Here is a 20077-nt window from a genome sequence, read left to right as displayed (position 1 = left end):
CGGCAGCGTCAGACCTTTGGTCGGCAGCATACCCGCTGCGGCCCCGACGTTAACCAATGCCTGGAAGCTAAACCAGATACCAATTGAACAGGCTAAGAATCCTGAGAAGCGGTGATCGATCTCCAGCGCTTTCCGCCCGATGGACATGGCACGGAAAGCGACGAAGAATACCATTAATAGCGCTAATACCACACCGATATAACCCAGTTCTTCCGCAATAATGGAGAAGATGAAGTCAGTATGCGCTTCCGGTAAATACTCCAGTTTCTGTACCGAGTTACCCAGCCCCTGCCCCCAGACTTCACCGCGACCAAAGGCCATCAGCGACTGCGTCAGCTGATAACCGCTACCGAACGGATCTTCCCACGGGTTCCAGAACGAGGTCACACGGCGAATACGGTAAGGCTCGGCGAGGATCAGCAGCACAACCGCTGAAATCCCCATCCCGATGATGGCGATGAACTGCCACAGCTTCGCGCCCGCCAGGAACAGCATCGCCAGAGTGGTAACGAACAGCACGACAACGGTACCGAGGTCAGGCTGCGCCAGCAGTAATACCGCCAGCACCAAAATCACGCCCATCGGTTTCAAGAAGCCGCGCAGGTTGTTACGCACTTCATCTACCTTACGCACCAGGTAGTTAGCGAGGTAGCAGAACAGGGAGAGCTTGGTAAATTCCGCAGGCTGAATGCGCAGCGGGCCAAAGGCGATCCAGCGTGATGCGCCGTTAACAGAGCTCCCCACCACCAGAACGATCAGCAGCATAATAATCGAGGCGATCAGCATCGCCGTACTGTGCCGCTGCCAGAACTCCATCGGCAGACGCAAGGTCACCAGCGCCAGGCAGAACGCCAGGATGATGTAAAGACCATCACGCTTGGCAAACAGGAAAGGATCGTTCGCCAGACGCTGCCCGACGGGCATTGAGGCTGACGTCACCATAATAAAGCCGACCGCCGCCAGCCCCATCGTGAGCCAGAACAGCGTGCGATCGTACATGACCAGGCTGTCGTTATCTTTTTGACGAGAGCCCATCACCCAGCCTTTAAGCGCCGCAAACACCCATGCCAGGATCCCAAATCCTGGCAGGCGCGGCATTTTCAGGCGAGGGAGAGATAAACGCATTAGCCTAACTCCTTCGCCAGGCGGGTAAAGACATCACCACGCTGTTCGAAATTCTTGAATTGATCGAGGCTGGCGCAGGCCGGAGAGAGCAGCACCATATCGCCTGGCTTCACGCGAGGGGCAATCAGCCGCATCGCCTGTTCCATGGTTTCGGTTTGCTCGGCAACCTCAGGGCGCAGTTCAGCCAGCTCGCTGCCGTCACGGCCGAAGCAGTACAGGCGGATGTTATCTCCGGCGAGATACGGCTTCAGGGAGGAGAAATCCGCTGATTTACCGTCGCCGCCCAGCAGTAAATGCAGGGTGCCGTCAACGTGCAGACCGTTGAGCGCGGCCTCGGTGCTGCCCACGTTGGTGGCTTTGGAGTCGTTGATCCAGCGCACGCCGTTGTATTCCAGCGCCAGCTGGAAACGGTGCGCCAGACCAGAAAACGTGGTTAACGCTTTCAGGCTGGAGGAGCGCGGCAGCCCAACTGCATCCGCCAGCGCCAGCGCCGCCAGGGCATTGGTATAGTTGTGCTGACCTGAGAGCTTCATCTCTTTCACGTTCAGCACTTTCTCACCCTTCACGCGCAGCCAGGTTTCGCCCAGCTGACGGTTCAGGTGGTAATCGCCCATCGTGATACCGAAGCTAATACAGCGATCGTCTGCGCCACGCACCGGCATGGTTAGCGCGTCATCGGCGTTAACAACGCAGACTTTGGCATTTTCATAAACGCGGAGCTTGGCGGCACGGTACTGCTGAAGACCAAATGGATACCTGTCCATATGATCTTCAGTCACGTTGAGGATCGTCGCAGCCGCAGCATGCAGGCTGGAGGTGGTTTCCAGCTGGAAGCTGGAAAGCTCGAGAACATACAGCTCGCAGCCTTTGTACAGCAGCATCAGAGCGGGTAAACCAATGTTACCGCCAACGCCGACGTTCATTCCCGCCGCTTTCGCCATTTCACCCACCAGGGTGGTGACGGTGCTTTTACCGTTAGAACCGGTAATGGCGATAACGGGCGCCTGCGCTTCGCGGCAGAACAGCTCGATATCGCCGACAATCTCAACGCCCGCATCCGCGGCAGCGCTCAGCGAAGGATGCGCCAGCGCCATACCTGGGCTGGCGACAATCAGATCGGCTGCCAGCAGCCAGTCATCATTCAGACCACCAAGGTGGCGTTCAACCTGTTCCGGCAGTTTGTCCAGACCCGGCGGAGAGACACGCGTATCCATCACGCGTGGCGTCACGCCGCGTGCGAGGAAAAAGTCCACGCAGGAGAGCCCCGTGAGGCCCAACCCGATGATAACGACTTTTTTGCCCTGGTAATCTGCCATGATTAACGTACCTTCAGCGTTGCCAGGCCAATCAGCACCAGCATCAGCGAAATAATCCAGAAGCGCACAATCACGCGCGGCTCCGGCCAGCCTTTCAGTTCATAATGGTGGTGGATCGGCGCCATACGGAAGATGCGCTGACCGCGCAGCTTGAAGGAACCGACCTGCAAAATCACCGACAGGGTTTCAACCACAAACACGCCGCCCATGATCACCAGCAGGAACTCCTGACGCAGCAGTACGGCGATAATGCCGAGCGCACCGCCCAAAGCCAGAGAACCGACGTCACCCATAAAGACCTGCGCCGGGTAGGTGTTGAACCACAGGAAGCCCAGCCCCGCACCGACGATCGCCGTACAGACGATCACCAGCTCACCCGCGTGGCGCAGATAAGGGATGTGCAGATAATTTGCAAAGTTCATGTTACCGGTCGCCCACGCCACCAGCGCAAAACCGGCGGCCACAAAGACGGTTGGCATAATAGCCAGACCATCCAGACCGTCGGTCAGGTTAACGGCGTTGCCGGTACCAACAATCACAAAGTAGGCCAGCAGGATGTAGAACAGCCCCAGCTGCGGCATCACGTCTTTAAAGAACGGCACGACCAGCTCGGTCGCCGGCGTGTCTTTCCCTGCCAGATACAGCGCGAAAGCCACGCCCAGCGCGATCACCGACATCCAGAAATATTTCCAGCGCGCGATCAGGCCTTTGGTATCTTTGCGGACGACTTTGCGGTAATCATCGACGAAACCGATGATCCCGTAACCCACCAGTACCGTCAGCACACACCAGACGTAAGGATTGGACGGGTACGCCCACAACAGCACGGAAACGACGATGGCGGTCAGGATCATGATCCCGCCCATGGTCGGCGTACCGCGCTTGCTGAAGTGCGATTCCGGGCCGTCGTTACGCACAACCTGGCCGAAAGAGAGCTTTTGCAGACGGGCAATCATGCGCGGGCCCATCCACAACGAGATGAACAGCGCAGTCAGCAGGCTGACGATGGCGCGAAACGTCAGATACGAAAAGACGTTAAAGCCTGAGTAATATTTGACCAAATGTTCGGCCAGCCAAACTAACATGTCCCGTTCTCCTGTAATGCGTGCACAACCTCTTCCATGGCGGCACTACGTGAACCTTTCACTAACACTGTCACAATTTGTTTTTCTGTCATTAATGCCTTAAGGCGCTCAATCAACGCGGCTTTATCGGCAAAATGCTCGCCAACGCCGCTGGCCTGGCTAATCGCCTGGCTCAATTTTCCTGTGCTCAGTACACAGTCCAGCCCCGCAGCTTTCGCCGCTTCACCGACCTGGGTATGACAGGCTTCGCTTTCGTCGCCCAGTTCTGCCATGTCGCCAACCACCATGATGCGGTAGCCCGGCATTTCAGATAACACCTGCACCGCCGCCGTCATCGAGCCAACATTCGCGTTGTAGGAGTCATCCAGCAGCAGCTTGTTTTCCGAAAGCTGAATCGGGAACAGGCGTCCCGGCACGGCTTTCAGGTTCGCCAGCCCGGCTTTGATTGCCTCATGTGAAGCACCCACCGCCGTTGCCAGCGCCGCCGCCGCAAGGGCATTGGCGATGTTATGGCGACCCGGCAGCGGCAGCAGCACCTCCACGCCACCCGTTGGGGTAGTGAGGGTGAACTCAGTGCCGTGCGACGTCACATGGATATTGGTCGCCGTAAAATCACTGTTGGCCGCATTTGGCGAGAAGCGCCAGGTTTTACGCGCACCAATGATGCTTTGCCAGTTCAGCCAGTCGTTGTTATCGGCGTTCAGAATGGCAATACCGTTATCCGGCAGGCCGGTGTAAATTTCACCTTTCGCTTTCGCCACGCCTTCCAGCGAGCCAAAGCCTTCCAGGTGCGCAGCCGCGAGGTTATTCACCAGCGCCGCTTCCGGGCGAGTCAGGCTCACGGTCCAGGCGATTTCACCCTGGTGGTTTGCGCCTAACTCGATCACCGCAAAGTCATGCTCTTTGGTCAGGCGAAGCAATGTCATCGGCACGCCGATGTCATTATTGAGGTTGCCCGCGGTAAAAAGCGTATTGCCGCACTGGCTGAGGATCGCTGCCGTCATCTCTTTCACTGACGTTTTGCCTGATGACCCTGTCAGCGCGACGACGCGAGCCGGCACCTGCTGACGAACCCAGGCAGCCAGCTCACCGAACGCGAGACGCGTATCTTTCACCACAATTTGTGGCAGATCGATATCGAGCCTGCGGCTGACGAGCAGCGCACCAGCGCCGTTCTCTTTGGCCTGTTCCGCAAAATCATGCGCGTCAAAACGCTCGCCTTTCAGCGCCACAAACAGACAGCCTGCGGTGATTTTGCGGGTGTCCGTCGTTACGGCATCAATGGTCAGGTCTTGCCCGTGGAGGTCGCCCTGCAGAATAGCAGCGGCCTGGCTTAACGTGATGCTAATCATGCCACGACTCCCAGCAGGCGTGCTGCCGTTACGCGGTCCGAGTAGTCCAGACGGCGATTGCCAACGATCTGATAATCTTCATGGCCTTTGCCCGCCAGCAGGACAACATCATTCTCCTGCGCCTGCATGATGGTGTTGGTCACGGCTTCCGCACGCCCTTCCACCACGCGAGCGCGGCCCGCGTCCAGCATGCCCGCCAGAATGTCATTAATGATGGCGCGCGGCTCTTCGGTACGCGGGTTGTCATCGGTCACAACCGGAATATCTGCGAACTGCTCGGCAATAGCCCCCATCAGCGGGCGTTTGCCTTTATCACGATCGCCGCCGCAGCCAAACACGCACCAGAGCTTCCCTGTGCAGTGCAGGCGCGCCGCCTCCAGCGCTTTTTCCAGCGCATCAGGCGTATGGGCATAATCCACCACGACGGTCGGTTTGCCCGGCGCGCTAAACACTTCCATACGGCCACAAACCGGCTGCAGACGCGCTGAGGTTTTCAGCAGTTCAGCCATCGGATAACCCAGCGCCAGCAGCGTTGCCAGCGCCAGCAGCAGGTTGCTGACGTTAAAGGCGCCCATCAGGCGGCTTTCAATTTCACCTTCACCCCATGAAGAGGCAAAGCGGATTGTCGCCCCGCTGTCGTGATAATTCACCTCAACCGCCTTCAGCCAGCGGCCGTGGCAGTTCGGATTGATATGGTCTTCCATCGACACCGCAACCGCATCCGGCAGTTTCGCCAGCCAGCGGCGGCCCACTTCGTCGTCGGCGTTGATGATAGCTTGTCCGTAATGGTGAGTAGAGAACAGCAGCCATTTCGCGGCTTCGTAATGCTCCATATCACCGTGATAATCAAGATGATCGCGGCTCAGGTTGGTAAACACGGAAGCAGCAAATTTCAGCGCCGCGACGCGGTGCTGAACCAGACCGTGCGAAGAGACTTCCATCGCAGCGAAGGTTGCCCCCTGCCCTGCCAGACCGGCAAGCACATGCTGTACGTCTACCGCCGAGCCGGTAGTGTTTTCCGTCGGGCTCACTTTGCCCAGCAGGCCGTTACCCACGGTACCCATCACCGCACCGGTTTCACCCAGCAACTGGGCCCACTGCGCCATCAGTTGCGTGGTAGTGGTTTTACCGTTGGTACCCGTGACGCCTACCAGGCGCAGCTGGTCGGAAGGTTCGTGATAAAAACGTCCTGCCAGCGCGGAAAGACGCTCGTTTAACTGGCTGAGATAGATGACCGGCACCCCGTGCATTTCACGGATCTCACCGTCGGTTGCCTCATCTTTGGCCTCAGCAATAATGGCAGCCACACCTTGCGCAATCGCCTGCGGGATATAACGACGCCCGTCCGCCTGATGACCGACCACCGCCACAAAAAGATCGCCAGAAGCAGCCACGCGGCTGTCCAGTACCATCTCTCGCAGTGCTCGCTCCGGTGCATTTGGCACCCACGGAGCGAGAAGGTCGCGCAAATTACGATCTGCCACCTGTACCCTCGCCTTGATTAATTACAAATTCACTTTTTTCGCCCGTCGCCAGCGCATCCGGTTCGATGTTCATGGTGCGTAACACGCCGCCCATGATAGCCCCGAACACAGGCGCGGAGACGGCGCCGCCGTAGTATTTACCCGCCTGTGGATCGTTTATCACGACCACCAGCGCAAAACGCGGATTGCTTGCAGGCGCAACGCCTGCGGTATAGGCAATGTATTTATTGATATAGCGGCCGTCCGGCCCTACTTTTTTCGCCGTACCGGTCTTGATGGCGATGCGATAACCTTTGATTGCCGCCTTCACGCCGCCGCCGCCGGGCAGCGCTACGCTTTCCATCATATGAACAACAGTACGGACAGTTGATTCCGGGAAGATACGCTCGCCGGGAACCGGTGGATCAACTTTGGTAATCGACAGCGGACGATAAACGCCATAGCTGCCGATCGTTGCGTAGACTCGCGCTAACTGTAACGGTGTCACCATTAGCCCGTAGCCGAAAGAGAAGGTGGCCCTCTCTATGTCAGACCACCGTTGTTTTTGAGGATATAAGCCACTGCGTTCTCCGACCAACCCCAAATTGGTCGCCTTTCCAAGTCCAAAACGAGAGTAAGTCTCTACTAACGCTGAGGACGGCATCGCTAACGCCAGCTTTGAAACACCGACGTTACTCGACTTCTGTAATACCCCGGTCAGGGTCAATTCGCTGTAGCGCGCCACGTCTTTGATTTCGTGGCCGTTAATTCGGTATGGAATGGTATTCAGTACGGTGTTTTCATTGACGATACCGCGCTGGAGTGCAGTCATGACCACCATCGGCTTAACGGTCGAACCCGGTTCGAATACGTCGGTGATGGTACGGTTACGCATAACATCCTTCTGCGTACCGGTGAGATTGTTAGGGTTGTAGGAAGGGCTATTGGCCATCGCCAGCACTTCACCCGTGTTGACGTCGACTAACACTGCACTGCCCGATTCCGCTTTGTTGAAGGCCACGGCGTTGTTCAGCTCGCGGTAAACCAGCGCCTGTAGCCGCTCATCGATACTCAGCGCAAGGTTGTGTGCGGCCTGGCTGTCCGTAGAGGAAATATCCTCGATCACGCGACCGTAGCGGTCTTTACGCACAATGCGTTCGCCCGGCTGGCCGGTCAGCCATTTATCAAAGCTTTTTTCGACGCCTTCAATCCCCTGGCTATCTACGTTAGTAAAGCCAATGAGGTGAGCAGTCACTTCGCCGGAAGGATAGTAACGACGAGATTCTTCACGCAGATGGATCCCCGGCAGCTTCAATTTTTTGATGTAGTCCGCCATGTCAGGGTTCACCTGACGCGCCAGATAGATAAACCGCCCTCTCGGGTTGGTATTCACGCGTGAAGCTAACTGGTCAAGCGGCATCTTCAGCGCGTCCGCAAGGGCCTTCCAGCGGTTATCAAGCGTGATCCCGCCTGCATCATGCAGTTCTTTAGGATCGGCCCAGATCGCCTTCACCGGCACGCTCACCGCCAGCGGGCGACCCGAGCGGTCGGTGATCATCCCGCGGGATGTCGACACTTCCTGGACGCGCAGGGAGCGCATGTCGCCCTGGCGCACCAGCATGTCAGGAGCGACGATTTGCAGCCAGGCCACGCGTCCCAGCAGAAAACCCAGAGCGAGTAAAATGCAGCCGCAAAGCAACGCAAAACGCCAACTGACAAAGTTGGCCTGTTCTTCCTGACGTTTTGGTTTTAGCGTTTTTGCCGCTGCTTTCATGCGTCGCGTTTTCCCTTATTTTTGTACTACGATATTTTCCTGCGAAGGATCAACATGCTGCAGTTGCAGCTTTTCCGTTGCGATCCGTTCAACCCGGCTGTGATCGCCGAGCGCGTTTTCTTCAAGGATCAGATTTCGCCATTCAATATCCAGCGCATCGCGTTCCAGTACCATCTGCTCGCGTTGCGCAGTCAATAAACGTGTATGGTGGGCGGTGGTCACCACCGTAACTGCCGTGACAATGATGCAAATGAACAGACAGAGTGGCAGTTTCCCAAACCGCAAAAGATCGTCGCCGATCACGCCAGGCAAGGCATGGCGCTCGTTGCTTCCTAACGAATCCTTAACTTTGCTTAGGGTCTCTGTCACTCTGCCGATCATGCGTTCGTCCTCTCTGCAACACGCAGCACTGAACTACGGGCGCGTGGATTCTCTGCCACTTCTTCTTCGCCCGGCATCAACTTGCCTAATGCTCGCAACTGACGGCCACCCAGCTTCCTGAGTTGTTCTTCCGTCATCGGCAGCCCCGCAGGCACCTGTGGACCGCGGCTTTGTTCACGCATAAAGCGTTTCACAATACGGTCTTCCAGCGAATGGAAGCTGATGATGGATAACCGCCCACCCGGGGCCAGCACGTCGAGCGAGCTTTTTAGCGCCAGCTCTATTTCCTCCAGTTCACTGTTTACCCAGATGCGAACCGCTTGGAAGGTACGGGTCGCGGGATGTTTGTGCTTATCTTTCACCGGTGTCGCCGCCGCGATCACCTCAGCCAACTCTTTGGTGCGGGTCATTGGCTCAATGCGATTGCGCTCAACGATGGCGCGCGCAATACGTTTGCCAAAGCGCTCTTCGCCAAACGTTTTGATGACCCATGCTATGTCTGCTTCGTCAGCGGTCTGTAACCACTCAGCGGCAGACTGACCGCGCGTCGGGTCCATCCGCATGTCCAGCGGACCATCACGCATAAAGGAGAAACCACGTTCAGCATCATCAAGTTGGGGTGAAGAGACGCCAAGATCGAGAAGAATCCCGTCGATCTTGCCCGTCAGGCCGCGCTCGGCAACATATTCCGCGAGCGCAGAGAAAGGTCCATGCACGATGGAAAAGCGTGGATCATTGATGGTCTGTGCAACGGCAATTGCCTGCGGATCGCGATCGATTGCCAGCAGACGTCCTTCCTCTCCAAGCTGGGAGAGAATCAAACGCGAGTGACCACCGCGACCAAACGTGCCATCAATGTAGATGCCATCCGGACGAATATTCAGACCGTTAACGGCCTCGTCCAGTAACACCGTTTTATGTTTATAATTTTCCATCATATTTATAGAGACAAGTCCTGCAGCCGTTCCGATAATGTCGCGGAATCAGACTGCTCAGCGTCGATATCTTCCTTGACCTGTTGATACCAGGTCGTTTCATCCCACAGTTCAAACTTGTTGAACTGCCCGACCAGCATCACTTCTTTGGTCAGACCGGCATGTTGCCGCAACACAGGCGCAATCAGTAATCGCCCTGCGTTATCCATCTGACATTCACTGGCATGTCCCAATAAAAGCCGCTGCACGCGGCGTTCCTGCGGGTTCATGCTCGACAGTCGCGACAGCTTTTGCTCAATAATTTCCCATTCAGGCAAGGGGTAAAGCAGCAGGCAGGGGGAGTTAATGTCAATGGTGCAAACCATTTGACCCGCAGCGTTCTCAATCAGCTGGTCGCGGTATCGGGTTGGTACCGATAAACGCCCTTTGCTGTCGAGATTGACTAACGTAGCTCCACGGAACATGCCAGTCTCACCCCTCCTCACCACTTTAACCCACAAATTCCCACCTAAAGGAGTTTACGGAGCGAGGGAAAAGCTTGTCAAGCCAGGACTCTCCCTATAAGGACCCGAAAGCCCTCTATTTACAGAGATAAACAGTCCTGGTTAATAACTGCACAACTGGCGAGGCAAAATTAACGTTATGAATATTTGTAAGAAAAAAACCGAATATGCACACTAGCGTTAAAGCTCACTCAATATCATCGCAGATAAATATAAAGTGTCAGTTTGCGACGCGGGCAGTATTTTATGACAGATTCTCAGGGGATAACAGCGCCAGATTCACTCGGGCACCCGGTAAGCGCGGCGGTTGCCACGTAAGCTGACAAAGGAGGAGGAAAAACGTCTGAATATTCATCGGCCGAAGAGGGTTTGTAACAAATTAATACAAAGATGGCTGTTTAAAATCGCCCGGACGTTCTTTAAAGGGCCAATTTAAAAGCAGGAATGAATTAAGAAAATAGGCGATTAGGATTTCTCAAGAATTATCCTAATTTCTCTCCGGGAATTATGCGCACGAATTATCGCAACAAAATGGGGCAGATTTCGCCGCCCCAGTCATTTCATTTTTGGCGGCTTAAAATTCCGCGATGGTAGAGATTACGTTTGATCCGCGTCAGGCCCGGCTTCGGTTTGCGCGGCTCATCCAGGCTTGCCAGCACAATCTCCAGCACGCGTTCAGCCACATCGCGGTGACGCTGTGCTACCGCCAGCACCGGGCACTGGAGGAAGTCGAGCAGTTCGTTATCCCCGAACGTGGCAATCGCCAGATCGGAGGGCAGTTTACCTTCACGGCGTAAGGTCACATCCATGACGCCCTGCAACAGCGCAAACGAGGTGGTGAACAGCGCCTGAGGCATTGGGTGCGTTTCCAGCCATTTTTCGAACAGTTGTGCCGCGGCTTCACGCTCGTAGCTATTGGCATAGAGGTAGTGGACCTCGCGCGGATCGTCTTTCCAGGCGGTTCTGAATCCCTGTTCGCGCAGGAAGCTCACAGAAAGCTCGGGCAACGCGCCAAGATACAGCACTGTCTCAGCGGGGAAAGTTCTCAGCTCTGCGGCCAGCATTTCTGCATCATCCTGATCCGCACCCACGACGCTGGTGAAATGCTCGCGATCGAGCGCGCGATCCAGCGCAACGATTGGGAACGGGTCGTTCGCCCAGCGCTGGTAGAACGGATGCTCTGGCGGCAAGGAGGTCGACACGATGATTGCATCCACCTGGCGCTGGAGCAGATGCTCAATGCAGCGCATCTCGTTGTCGGGCTGGTCTTCCGAGCAGGCAATCAGCAGTTGATAGCCGCGCTGGCGCGCCTGACGTTCAAGATAGTTGGCGATACGGGTATAACTGGTGTTTTCCAGGTCAGGGATCACCAGACCAATAGAGCGGGTACGCCCGGCACGTAGACCGGCTGCGACAGCATTCGGATGGTAGTTATGCTCACGAACCACCGCCATAACTTTTTCAACGGTCTTGTCGCTGACACGGTACTGCTTTGCTTTACCGTTAATCACATAGCTGGCCGTTGTTCGTGACACGCCGGCTAGCCGGGCGATTTCATCCAGTTTCACAATTGCCCCTTAAAAAAAGAAAAGAGTCCATGGCCCTGTCAAGGTTATGGTTAAATCTTTTAACATCTAAACGCAGAAAAGCCTTCGCGGCAACCGCTTTTATCTGCGTTGTCGGCTGATTACGCAAAAAAAAGCCCGGCTTTGGTGACCGGGCAGAAAGAGGCGAACCTTTTTGACAACTAACGCATGATTTTCTCGCCGCGTGACAGACCCACAACCCCCGATCTCGCGACCTCGACAATTTTTGCGACATCCCGCACGGACGCCAGGAAAGCATCCAGCTTGTCGCTTGTCCCGACCAGCTGAACTGTATAAAGAGAAGGCGTGACGTCGATAATCTGGCCGCGGAAAATATCCGCATTGCGTTTGACTTCATCACGCCCGTAGCCGCTGGCCTGGATTTTCACCAGCATGACCTCACGTTCAACGTATGCACCCTGCCCCAGCTCGCTCACGCGCAGTACGTCGACCAGCTTATGTAGCTGTTTTTCAATTTGCTCAAGTACTTTGGCATCGCCGACGGTTTGGATCGTCATGCGCGACAGCGTCGGGTCTTCCGTCGGGGCAACGGTCAGGCTTTCAATGTTATAGCCGCGCTGCGCAAAAAGGCCAATGACGCGCGACAGTGCGCCAGACTCGTTTTCCAGTAAAACAGATAATATCCGGCGCATATCAGGTTCTCTCCGTTTTGCTTAACCACATTTCATCCATACCACCACCCCGAATATGCATTGGATAAACGTGCTCGGTTCCATCAACAATCACATCCATAAAGACGAGGCGGTTGCTTTTAACGTGCTCAAGCGCCTGGGCAATCTTCGTTTCCAGCTCGGCCGGATCCGTCACCCGCATGCCTACATGGCCATAAGCTTCAGCAAGACGAACAAAATCCGGCAGAGATTGCATGTAGGACTGAGAATGTCGGCCAGAGTAGATCATATCCTGCCACTGCTTGACCATACCGAGATACCCGTTATTCAGGTTCAGCACCAGTACCGGCAGTTCATACTGCAGCGCGGTAGACAGCTCCTGAATGTTCATCTGAATACTGCCGTCCCCCGTCACGCAGACGACGGTTTCATTCGGCAGCGCCAGCTTCACGCCCAGCGCGGCAGGCAGACCGAAGCCCATGGTTCCTAAACCACCGGAGTTGATCCAGTGTCGCGGTTTATCAAACGGGTAATACAGGGCGGCAAACATCTGATGCTGCCCCACGTCTGAAGTCACGTACGCCTCACCTTTCGTCAGTCGCCACACCGCTTCAATGACCGCCTGCGGCTTAATGTTTTCACTTTGCGTGTCATATTTCAGGCACTGACGCGCGCGCCACTGTTCAATCTGCTGCCACCAGTCGCGGATCTCATCCAGCGGCTGGGTTGCACTCTCCTGAGTCAGCAGGTCCAGCATTTGCTCCAGAACCTGACGGGCATCGCCGACGATCGGCACATCAGCCGACACCGTTTTTGAAATTGACGTTGGATCGATATCAATGTGCAGCACGGTGGCGTTCGGACAATACTTCGCCAGGTTGTTGGTGGTGCGATCGTCAAAGCGCACGCCGACGGCAAAGATCACATCGGAATGATGCATTGTCATATTGGCTTCATAGGTACCGTGCATACCCAGCATCCCCAGCGCCTGACGATGGGTGGCAGGGAACGCCCCCAGCCCCATCAGCGACGACGCAACGGGAAGGTTAAGCTTTTCAATCAGTTCACGAAGCTGGGCTTCACAGGCAGAGTTGATCGCCCCGCCACCGACATAGACCACCGGTTTTTTGGCGGCCAGAAGCGTTTGCAACGCTCGCTTGATCTGACCTTTATGCCCCTGCGTTGTAGGGTTATAAGAGCGCATGCTGACCGATTCCGGCCAGACATAAGGCAGCTTGTTTGCCGGGTTGAGAATATCTTTAGGCAGATCGACCACCACCGGCCCCGGGCGTCCGCTCGCCGCCAGCCAGAAGGCTTTTTTCAGTATGCCGGGAATGTCTTCTGTTTGCTTGACCAGGAAGCTGTGCTTCACAACGGGACGCGAAATCCCGACCATGTCGCACTCCTGAAACGCATCGTAGCCAATCAGTGAGGTTGCCACCTGCCCGGAGAGGATCACCAGCGGAATGGAGTCCATATAGGCCGTCGCAATGCCGGTAATGGCGTTTGTCGCGCCGGGGCCGGACGTGACTAACACCACGCCCACTTCACCCGTCGCACGTGCCAGGCCGTCAGCCATGTGTACCGCCGCCTGCTCGTGACGTACCAGAACATGGTCAATGCCCCCAACCGTATGCAGCGCATCATAAATATCGAGGACCGCACCGCCAGGGTAGCCGAACACTTGCTTTACGCCCTGATCGATCAGCGACCGAACGACCATTTCCGCGCCAGACAACATCTCCATGCTTTGCCTCCAGGCATTTTGTTATAGACGGACTGCCGAATTCATTTCCGCACCGTCTTACGATTGGGATAAACCAATCTTATATTTTGCAGAGTGTTCTTTACCTTAACCGCTCGTTATGAGGCAGGCAATTAGCAAACCCGGTGAGATAAACGGTGCGTAAAGCAGAAAAAGCAGCCGTTATCAGAAGATATGGTTAATTCCTCTGGGAATAGAGGATGGTGTGATAAATCATCGCTGAAAACCGCGACAATGCAGGAAATCATCTATTTTTGCGCGCCGGAGAGCAGCCCGAAAAAAAGATTCACAGAACAAAATAGCAAGTATCTATAAAAACTCAGGATAAATCACATAAACCGATGCGATTTATCCTGATGCGTTTACCGGCGGCAGATGCCAACCAGCAACTCTTCCATCCACTGATGCCCTTTATCCCGGCCCGCCGCTTCATGCCAGGAAAGATAACATGTACGGCTATTTAGCTTGAGCGGCAGAGGCAAAATTTGCAGATTTAAAGGATCAGAAAACTCTTCTGCCAGCCAGCGCGGCGCAATTGCCACCAACTGTGTCTGGGAAACCACGTTTAATACGCTGACCATGGCCATGCCCTGATAAGCCACGCTCGCCTGTTTATCCGCAGTGTCATACCACGGCAGGCTAAAGGAAGCATATCTGTCAAGCGCAACAACGGCGTGCTGCTCGTTATAAACATCGTTTTCTCGCAGCGGGGAATTGAGGCGCGGGTGTTTTTTACTGGCGACCAGAACCATTTCATCTTTAAACAGCGGCACGCAGGAAAATTCCGGACGACGGAACTCTTCATATCCCAGAACGAATTCGATCTCCTGATAGCGTAACTGATGTTCCGTGTTTTGATTCAGAGATGATTTAAAAACAAGATGGATATTTGGTGCGATCTCTTCAACTTTATTATAGATAATTGACGTTAAATAATTATCTAATGGGCTGCAGACACAAAGATGAAATACGCGCTCGCTGCTTAAAGGTTCAAAACCCGATCCCGGCAGCTCATTTTGGACCAGTTGCAACGCCTGGCGGATGGAGCCGAACAGCTGGAATGCGCGTGCCGTAGGCTGGATCCCCCTCCCGTAGCGAACAAATAATTCGTCGTTAAACATGAGTTTAAGTCTGGCAACGGCATTACTCACCGCAGGTTGTGACATCCCCAACGCTTGAGCCGCGCGGGTGATATTCTGTTCCTGCATGACCGCATCAAACACCGTCAGAAGATTCAGATCCACCGTGCGTAACTGCGGTTTAATCCCATCAGTAGCTTGAGACTGTTTAATATTATTTTCTGGCACTTCTGACTCCACTGTCACGCTACACTCCTTTGCCAACGTACTGCAATAATCTCGGAAAATATGATTTATCATGCAAATACGATCAGCGAAAGAGAATTGTTTAAAATTCGGAATATATAAAGACTCTATATTAACGAAAATTAATGAGCAAAAAAGATATGTTTGACTTTAGGATCTGAATGAAACCATAAACCAAACAAATATACAATTGCCATCAGGTTAATGATGACTTAAGCATTATTAAACTGTTATTGCTATCTCCCTACAGTTAGTTAACAACCTGTTATCTCTGTTCGTTTTTTAGCACTCAAAAATAGATTCACTGCATTTATAACTTAATGATATCCAAACTCTTTAAGCACAAAGCATCCTCTTCAAGACATTTCACTCATTTTTAAACAATTATATTTATTTGTTTCTGCAACTCTTTTCTTAAGTCCAAAATTAGACAATTAATCGGGTAGGTAAAGCTAAAACCAGCACAATTAGCTAAAGTGAATATCCTGTTGATTCCGTCTGTCGGGCCCGTTTTCATCCTCAGGGGTTGACATGAACAGCCGTATCCAGTACCACTAAAAGCATATTGAATTTAACGGAGCACGATTCATGACACGCACCATTCGTTTCACCGGTCTACTACTACTAAACGCATCCACTGTGCGCGGTAGACTGGCGGGCGAAATTCAGCGTTGAATCGTCACCAGTAAGACTAAAAACCCGCGCCACTGCGCGGGTTTTTTTATGCTCGTAGCAAGGCGCCCTAAGACTGACAAGGACCTAACCCATGAGCCAGCAAGTCATTATTTTCGATACTACTTTACGTGACGGTGAACAGGCATTACAGGCAAGCCTGAGTGTAAAAGAGAAACTGCAGATCGCGCTGGCTCTCGAACGTATGGGTGTCGACGTGATGGAAGTCGGTTTCCCTGTCTCTTCCCCGGGTGATTTCGAATCCGTACAGACCATTGCGCGCACCATTAAAAACAGCCGCGTCTGTGCCCTGGCGCGCTGCGTAGAAAAAGACATCGACGTCGCCGCCGAGTCGCTGAAGGTCGCCGAAGCGTTCCGTATCCACACCTTTATTGCCACCTCACCTATGCACATCGCAACCAAGCTGCGCAGCACGCTGGATGAGGTGATTGAGCGTGCGGTTTACATGGTTAAGCGCGCACGCAACTATACCGATGACGTTGAATTCTCCTGTGAAGATGCGGGCCGTACGCCAATCGAAGACCTGGCACGCGTTGTTGAAGCCGCCATCAACGCGGGCGCGAAAACCATCAACATCCCGGACACCGTCGGCTACACCATGCCGTTTGAGTTCTCCAATATCATCACCGGCCTGTATGACCGCGTGCCAAATATTGATAAAGCAATTATCTCCGTCCACACCCACGACGATTTGGGTCTGGCCGTGGGTAATGCGATCGCCGCCGTCCACGCTGGCGCACGTCAGGTAGAAGGCGCGATGAACGGTATAGGCGAACGCGCGGGCAACTGTTCGCTGGAAGAAGTGATCATGGCGATCAAAGTGCGCAAAGACATTATGGACGTGCACACCCGCATCAATCACAACGAAATCTGGCGCACCAGCCAGACCGTCAGCCAGATTTGCAACATGCCGATTCCGGCCAACAAAGCGATTGTCGGCACCGGTGCCTTCGCGCACTCCTCCGGTATTCACCAGGATGGCGTGCTGAAGAATCGTGAAAACTACGAAATCATGACCCCGGAATCCATCGGCCTGAATCAGGTACAGCTGAACCTGACCTCCCGTTCCGGTCGCGCCGCGGTTAAGCACCGTATGGAAGAAATGGGTTATAAGGACAGCGATTACAACATGGATCAGCTGTACGACGCGTTCCTGAAGCTGGCCGACAAAAAAGGCCAGGTGTTCGACTATGACCTGGAAGCGCTGGCCTTTATTAACAAGCAGCAGGAAGAGCCGGAGCACTTCCGTCTGGATTACTTCAACGTGCAGTCCGGCTCCAGCGACATCGCCACCGCCTCGGTCAAACTGGCCTGTGGGGATGAAATTAAAGCAGAGGCCGCTAACGGTAACGGCCCTGTCGATGCCATCTACCAGGCGATTAATCGCGTCACCGAGTACGACGTTGAGCTGGTGAAGTATGACCTGACGGCCAAGGGCCACGGCAAAGATGCACTGGGTCAGGTCGACATTGTAGTTACCCACAATGGCCGCCGCTTCCATGGCGTGGGCCTGGCGACCGATATCGTTGAATCCTCCGCGAAAGCGATGGTGCATGTTCTGAACAACATCTGGCGCGCCGCCGAAGTCGAAAAAGAGTTGCAACGCAAAGCTCAGAATAAAGAGAACAAAAAGGAAACCGTGTAATGTCGAAGAATTACCATATTGCTGTGTTGCCGGGCGACGGTATTGGTCCGGAAGTGATGGCACAGGCGCTGAAAGTACTGGAAGCCGTTCGCGCGCGTTTTGCGATGAAAATCACCACCAGCCACTACGACGTGGGCGGTATTGCAATTGATAACCACGGTACGCCGCTGCCAAAAGCGACCGTGGAAGGCTGCGAAAATGCCGATGCCGTGCTGTTTGGTTCCGTCGGTGGCCCGAAATGGGAACACCTGCCGCCAGCAGAGCAGCCAGAGCGCGGCGCGCTGCTGCCGCTGCGTAAACATTTCAAGCTGTTCAGCAACCTGCGTCCGGCGAAGCTGTATCAGGGTCTGGAAGAGTTCTGCCCGCTGCGCGCGGATATCGCCGCCAACGGTTTCGACATTCTGTGCGTGCGTGAACTGACCGGCGGGATCTACTTCGGTCAGCCAAAAGGCCGCGAAGGCAGCGGACAACACGAGAAAGCGTTCGACACCGAGGTGTATCACCGTTTCGAAATCGAACGTATCGCCCACATCGCGTTCGAGTCGGCGCGCAAACGCCGCCATAAAGTGACCTCCATTGATAAAGCGAACGTGCTGCAGTCCTCCATTTTGTGGCGCGAGATCGTCAGTGAAGTTGCTAAGCAGTACCCGGACGTCGCGCTGTCGCACATGTACATCGACAACGCGACCATGCAGCTGATTAAAGATCCGTCCCAGTTTGACGTGCTGCTGTGCTCCAACCTGTTCGGCGATATCCTCTCTGACGAGTGCGCAATGATCACCGGCTCGATGGGCATGCTGCCCTCCGCAAGCCTGAATGAAGAAGGCTTTGGCCTGTACGAGCCTGCAGGCGGCTCCGCGCCGGATATCGCAGGCAAAAACATTGCCAACCCTATTGCGCAGATCCTCTCCCTGGCCCTGCTGCTGCGCTACAGCCTGGATGCAGGCGATGCGGCAACCGCAATTGAAAACGCCATTAACCGTGCGTTAGAAGAAGGCGTCCGTACCGGCGATTTAGCACGCGGCACGGCGGAAGTCAGTACCGATGAAATGGGCGACATTATTGCCCGCTATGTCGCTGAAGGGGTGTAATCATGGCTAAGACGTTATATGAAAAGTTGTTTGATGCGCACGTTGTTTACGAGGCGCCAAACGAAACCCCGCTGCTGTACATTGACCGTCATCTGGTGCACGAAGTGACCTCTCCTCAGGCCTTTGACGGCCTGCGGGCGCACAAGCGTCCGGTACGTCAGCCGGGTAAAACCTTCGCGACGATGGATCACAACGTATCCACCCAGACCAAAGACATTAATGCCTCGGGTGAGATGGCCCGTATCCAGATGCAGGAGCTGATTAAGAACTGCAAGGAATTTGGCGTTGAGCTGTACGACCTGAACCATCCGTACCAGGGGATCGTCCACGTGATGGGACCTGAGCAAGGGATCACCCTGCCGGGCATGACCATCGTCTGCGGAGACTCCCATACCGCGACCCACGGCGCGTTTGGCGCTCTGGCATTCGGAATTGGCACGTCTGAGGTGGAACATGTTCTGGCAACGCAGACCCTGAAACAGGGCCGCGCCAAAACCATGAAGATTGAAGTGAAGGGTAAAGCCGCACCGGGTATTACCGCAAAAGACATCGTGCTGGCCATCATCGGTAAAACCGGCAGCGCGGGCGGGACCGGTCATGTTGTCGAGTTCTGCGGGGAAGCCATCCAGGCGCTGAGCATGGAGGGGCGCATGACCCTGTGCAATATGGCGATTGAGATGGGCGCAAAAGCCGGTCTGGTCGCGCCGGACGAAACCACCTTCAACTACGTGAAGGGTCGTCTGCACGCGCCGAAAGATCAGGATTTTGACGACGCGGTAGCGTACTGGAAAACCCTGAAAACCGACGATGGGGCAACGTTTGACACCGTCGTCACGCTGCAGGCAGAAGAGATTGCGCCTCAGGTGACCTGGGGCACCAATCCGGGCCAGGTGATTTCCGTTAACGACAATATCCCTGACCCGGCATCCTTTACCGATCCGGTCGAGCGCGCCAGTGCCGAAAAAGCGCTGGCCTATATGGGACTGAAGCCAGGCGTGCCGTTGACCGATGTCGCCATTGATAAAGTCTTTATCGGTTCCTGCACCAACTCCCGTATTGAGGATTTGCGTGCCGCCGCCGAGATTGCCAAAGGCCGCAAAGTGGCACCAGGCGTGCAGGCGCTGGTGGTACCTGGCTCCGGTCCGGTGAAAGCCCAGGCGGAAGCCGAAGGTCTGGATAAGATCTTTATCGAAGCGGGCTTCGAGTGGCGCCTGCCCGGCTGCTCCATGTGTCTGGCCATGAACAACGATCGCCTGAATCCGGGCGAGCGCTGCGCCTCCACCAGCAACCGTAACTTTGAAGGCCGTCAGGGCCGCGGTGGGCGCACCCATCTGGTCAGCCCGGCAATGGCCGCCGCTGCGGCAGTCACCGGCCATTTCGCCGATATTCGCAGCCTGAAATAAGGA

General features: G+C 54.9%; 17 protein-coding genes. 4 read left to right on the top strand and 13 right to left on the bottom strand.

The window, feature by feature from the left end; genetic code table 11:
• The 13 genes from ftsW to leuO form a co-directional block, all read right to left on the bottom strand.
• On the bottom strand, positions 1-1125 hold a 1125-nt coding region (gene ftsW / locus INF68_RS14075), incomplete at its 3' end, for a cell division protein FtsW (RefSeq protein ID WP_227412857.1).
• Positions 1125-2441, bottom strand: coding sequence for a UDP-N-acetylmuramoyl-L-alanine--D-glutamate ligase (gene murD, locus INF68_RS14070; RefSeq protein ID WP_193525331.1), 1317 nt, complete (start codon positions 2439-2441; stop codon positions 1125-1127). The genes murD and ftsW, both read right to left, overlap by 1 nt.
• A gap of 2 nt (positions 2442-2443) precedes the next feature.
• Entirely contained in the window at positions 2444-3526 is a 1083-nt protein-coding gene (mraY, locus tag INF68_RS14065; protein ID WP_008501985.1) for a phospho-N-acetylmuramoyl-pentapeptide-transferase, read from the bottom strand.
• Positions 3520-4878, bottom strand: coding sequence for a UDP-N-acetylmuramoyl-tripeptide--D-alanyl-D-alanine ligase (gene murF / locus INF68_RS14060; RefSeq protein ID WP_126786333.1), 1359 nt, complete (start codon positions 4876-4878; stop codon positions 3520-3522). Before murF ends, mraY begins: the two co-directional genes overlap by 7 nt.
• Complete coding sequence (murE, locus tag INF68_RS14055; RefSeq protein WP_047742825.1) at positions 4875-6362, bottom strand: UDP-N-acetylmuramoyl-L-alanyl-D-glutamate--2,6-diaminopimelate ligase; 1488 nt, start codon at positions 6360-6362, stop codon at positions 4875-4877. Before murE ends, murF begins: the two co-directional genes overlap by 4 nt.
• Positions 6349-8115 carry a peptidoglycan glycosyltransferase FtsI gene (locus tag INF68_RS14050; RefSeq protein WP_109845571.1) on the bottom strand — a complete coding sequence of 589 codons (1767 nt, stop codon included), beginning with the start codon at positions 8113-8115 and terminating at the stop codon, positions 6349-6351. Before INF68_RS14050 ends, murE begins: the two co-directional genes overlap by 14 nt.
• A 15-nt stretch (positions 8116-8130) precedes the next feature.
• On the bottom strand, positions 8131-8496 hold the full coding sequence (gene ftsL, locus INF68_RS14045) for a cell division protein FtsL (protein ID WP_008501989.1): 366 nt from the start codon (positions 8494-8496) through the stop codon (positions 8131-8133).
• The gene (gene rsmH / locus INF68_RS14040) at positions 8493-9434 is read right to left on the bottom strand and encodes a 16S rRNA (cytosine(1402)-N(4))-methyltransferase RsmH (protein WP_023310390.1); all 942 of its coding nucleotides are present in this window, start codon (positions 9432-9434) and stop codon (positions 8493-8495) included. The genes ftsL and rsmH overlap by 4 nt, the downstream gene beginning before the upstream one ends.
• A 2-nt stretch (positions 9435-9436) precedes the next feature.
• Positions 9437-9895: a division/cell wall cluster transcriptional repressor MraZ gene (gene mraZ / locus INF68_RS14035; protein WP_021240528.1), complete on the bottom strand. Its 459-nt coding sequence runs from the start codon at positions 9893-9895 to the stop codon at positions 9437-9439.
• A 599-nt stretch (positions 9896-10494) separates the two neighbouring features.
• Positions 10495-11502, bottom strand: coding sequence for a catabolite repressor/activator (gene cra, locus INF68_RS14030; protein ID WP_008501993.1), 1008 nt, complete (start codon positions 11500-11502; stop codon positions 10495-10497).
• A gap of 179 nt (positions 11503-11681) precedes the next feature.
• Positions 11682-12173 carry an acetolactate synthase small subunit gene (ilvN, locus tag INF68_RS14025; RefSeq protein WP_023310389.1) on the bottom strand — a complete coding sequence of 164 codons (492 nt, stop codon included), beginning with the start codon at positions 12171-12173 and terminating at the stop codon, positions 11682-11684.
• Position 12174: 1 nt separating this feature from the next.
• Positions 12175-13899: an acetolactate synthase 3 large subunit gene (gene ilvI / locus INF68_RS14020; RefSeq protein ID WP_126786332.1), complete on the bottom strand. Its 1725-nt coding sequence runs from the start codon at positions 13897-13899 to the stop codon at positions 12175-12177.
• A 380-nt stretch (positions 13900-14279) separates the two neighbouring features.
• A complete protein-coding gene (gene leuO / locus INF68_RS14015) occupies positions 14280-15224 on the bottom strand; it encodes a transcriptional regulator LeuO (protein WP_029741223.1) in 945 nt (314 codons plus the stop codon).
• Between the two features lie 606 nt (positions 15225-15830).
• Between leuO and leuL the strand changes: the two genes are divergently transcribed.
• The 4 genes from leuL (at position 15831) to leuC (ending at position 20074) form a co-directional block, all read left to right on the top strand.
• Positions 15831-15917 (top strand): leu operon leader peptide, encoded by an 87-nt coding sequence (gene leuL / locus INF68_RS23510; RefSeq protein WP_071786497.1) that lies wholly within the window; start codon positions 15831-15833, stop codon positions 15915-15917.
• Positions 15918-16008: 91 nt separating this feature from the next.
• Positions 16009-17580 carry a 2-isopropylmalate synthase gene (leuA, locus tag INF68_RS14005; protein WP_193525330.1) on the top strand — a complete coding sequence of 524 codons (1572 nt, stop codon included), beginning with the start codon at positions 16009-16011 and terminating at the stop codon, positions 17578-17580.
• The gene (gene leuB / locus INF68_RS14000) at positions 17580-18671 is read left to right on the top strand and encodes a 3-isopropylmalate dehydrogenase (protein ID WP_109845573.1); all 1092 of its coding nucleotides are present in this window, start codon (positions 17580-17582) and stop codon (positions 18669-18671) included. The genes leuA and leuB overlap by 1 nt, the downstream gene beginning before the upstream one ends.
• A 2-nt stretch (positions 18672-18673) precedes the next feature.
• Positions 18674-20074 (top strand): 3-isopropylmalate dehydratase large subunit, encoded by a 1401-nt coding sequence (gene leuC / locus INF68_RS13995; RefSeq protein WP_023310384.1) that lies wholly within the window; start codon positions 18674-18676, stop codon positions 20072-20074.
• Positions 20075-20077 lie beyond the last annotated feature (3 nt).

This window comes from Enterobacter cloacae complex sp. P16RS2 (assembly GCF_014982155.1).
GTDB lineage: Bacteria > Pseudomonadota > Gammaproteobacteria > Enterobacterales > Enterobacteriaceae > Enterobacter > Enterobacter cloacae_M.
This window is presented reverse-complemented; position numbering and strand designations above follow the sequence as displayed.

Excerpts from the sequence above, each read along its gene's own strand:
- murD (WP_193525331.1), bottom strand. The coding sequence starts at position 2,441 with ATGGCAGATTACCAGGGCAAAAAAGTCGTTATCATCGGGTTGGGCCTC.
- mraY (WP_008501985.1), bottom strand. The coding sequence starts at position 3,526 with ATGTTAGTTTGGCTGGCCGAACATTTGGTCAAATATTACTCAGGCTTT.
- murF (WP_126786333.1), bottom strand. The coding sequence starts at position 4,878 with ATGATTAGCATCACGTTAAGCCAGGCCGCTGCTATTCTGCAGGGCGAC.
- INF68_RS14050 (WP_109845571.1), bottom strand. The coding sequence starts at position 8,115 with ATGAAAGCAGCGGCAAAAACGCTAAAACCAAAACGTCAGGAAGAACAG.
- ftsL (WP_008501989.1), bottom strand. The coding sequence starts at position 8,496 with ATGATCGGCAGAGTGACAGAGACCCTAAGCAAAGTTAAGGATTCGTTA.
- rsmH (WP_023310390.1), bottom strand. The coding sequence starts at position 9,434 with ATGATGGAAAATTATAAACATAAAACGGTGTTACTGGACGAGGCCGTT.
- mraZ (WP_021240528.1), bottom strand. The coding sequence starts at position 9,895 with ATGTTCCGTGGAGCTACGTTAGTCAATCTCGACAGCAAAGGGCGTTTA.
- ilvN (WP_023310389.1), bottom strand. The coding sequence starts at position 12,173 with ATGCGCCGGATATTATCTGTTTTACTGGAAAACGAGTCTGGCGCACTG.
- ilvI (WP_126786332.1), bottom strand. The coding sequence starts at position 13,899 with ATGGAGATGTTGTCTGGCGCGGAAATGGTCGTTCGGTCGCTGATCGAT.
- leuL (WP_071786497.1), top strand. The coding sequence starts at position 15,831 with ATGACACGCACCATTCGTTTCACCGGTCTACTACTACTAAACGCATCC.
- leuA (WP_193525330.1), top strand. The coding sequence starts at position 16,009 with ATGAGCCAGCAAGTCATTATTTTCGATACTACTTTACGTGACGGTGAA.
- leuB (WP_109845573.1), top strand. The coding sequence starts at position 17,580 with ATGTCGAAGAATTACCATATTGCTGTGTTGCCGGGCGACGGTATTGGT.
- leuC (WP_023310384.1), top strand. The coding sequence starts at position 18,674 with ATGGCTAAGACGTTATATGAAAAGTTGTTTGATGCGCACGTTGTTTAC.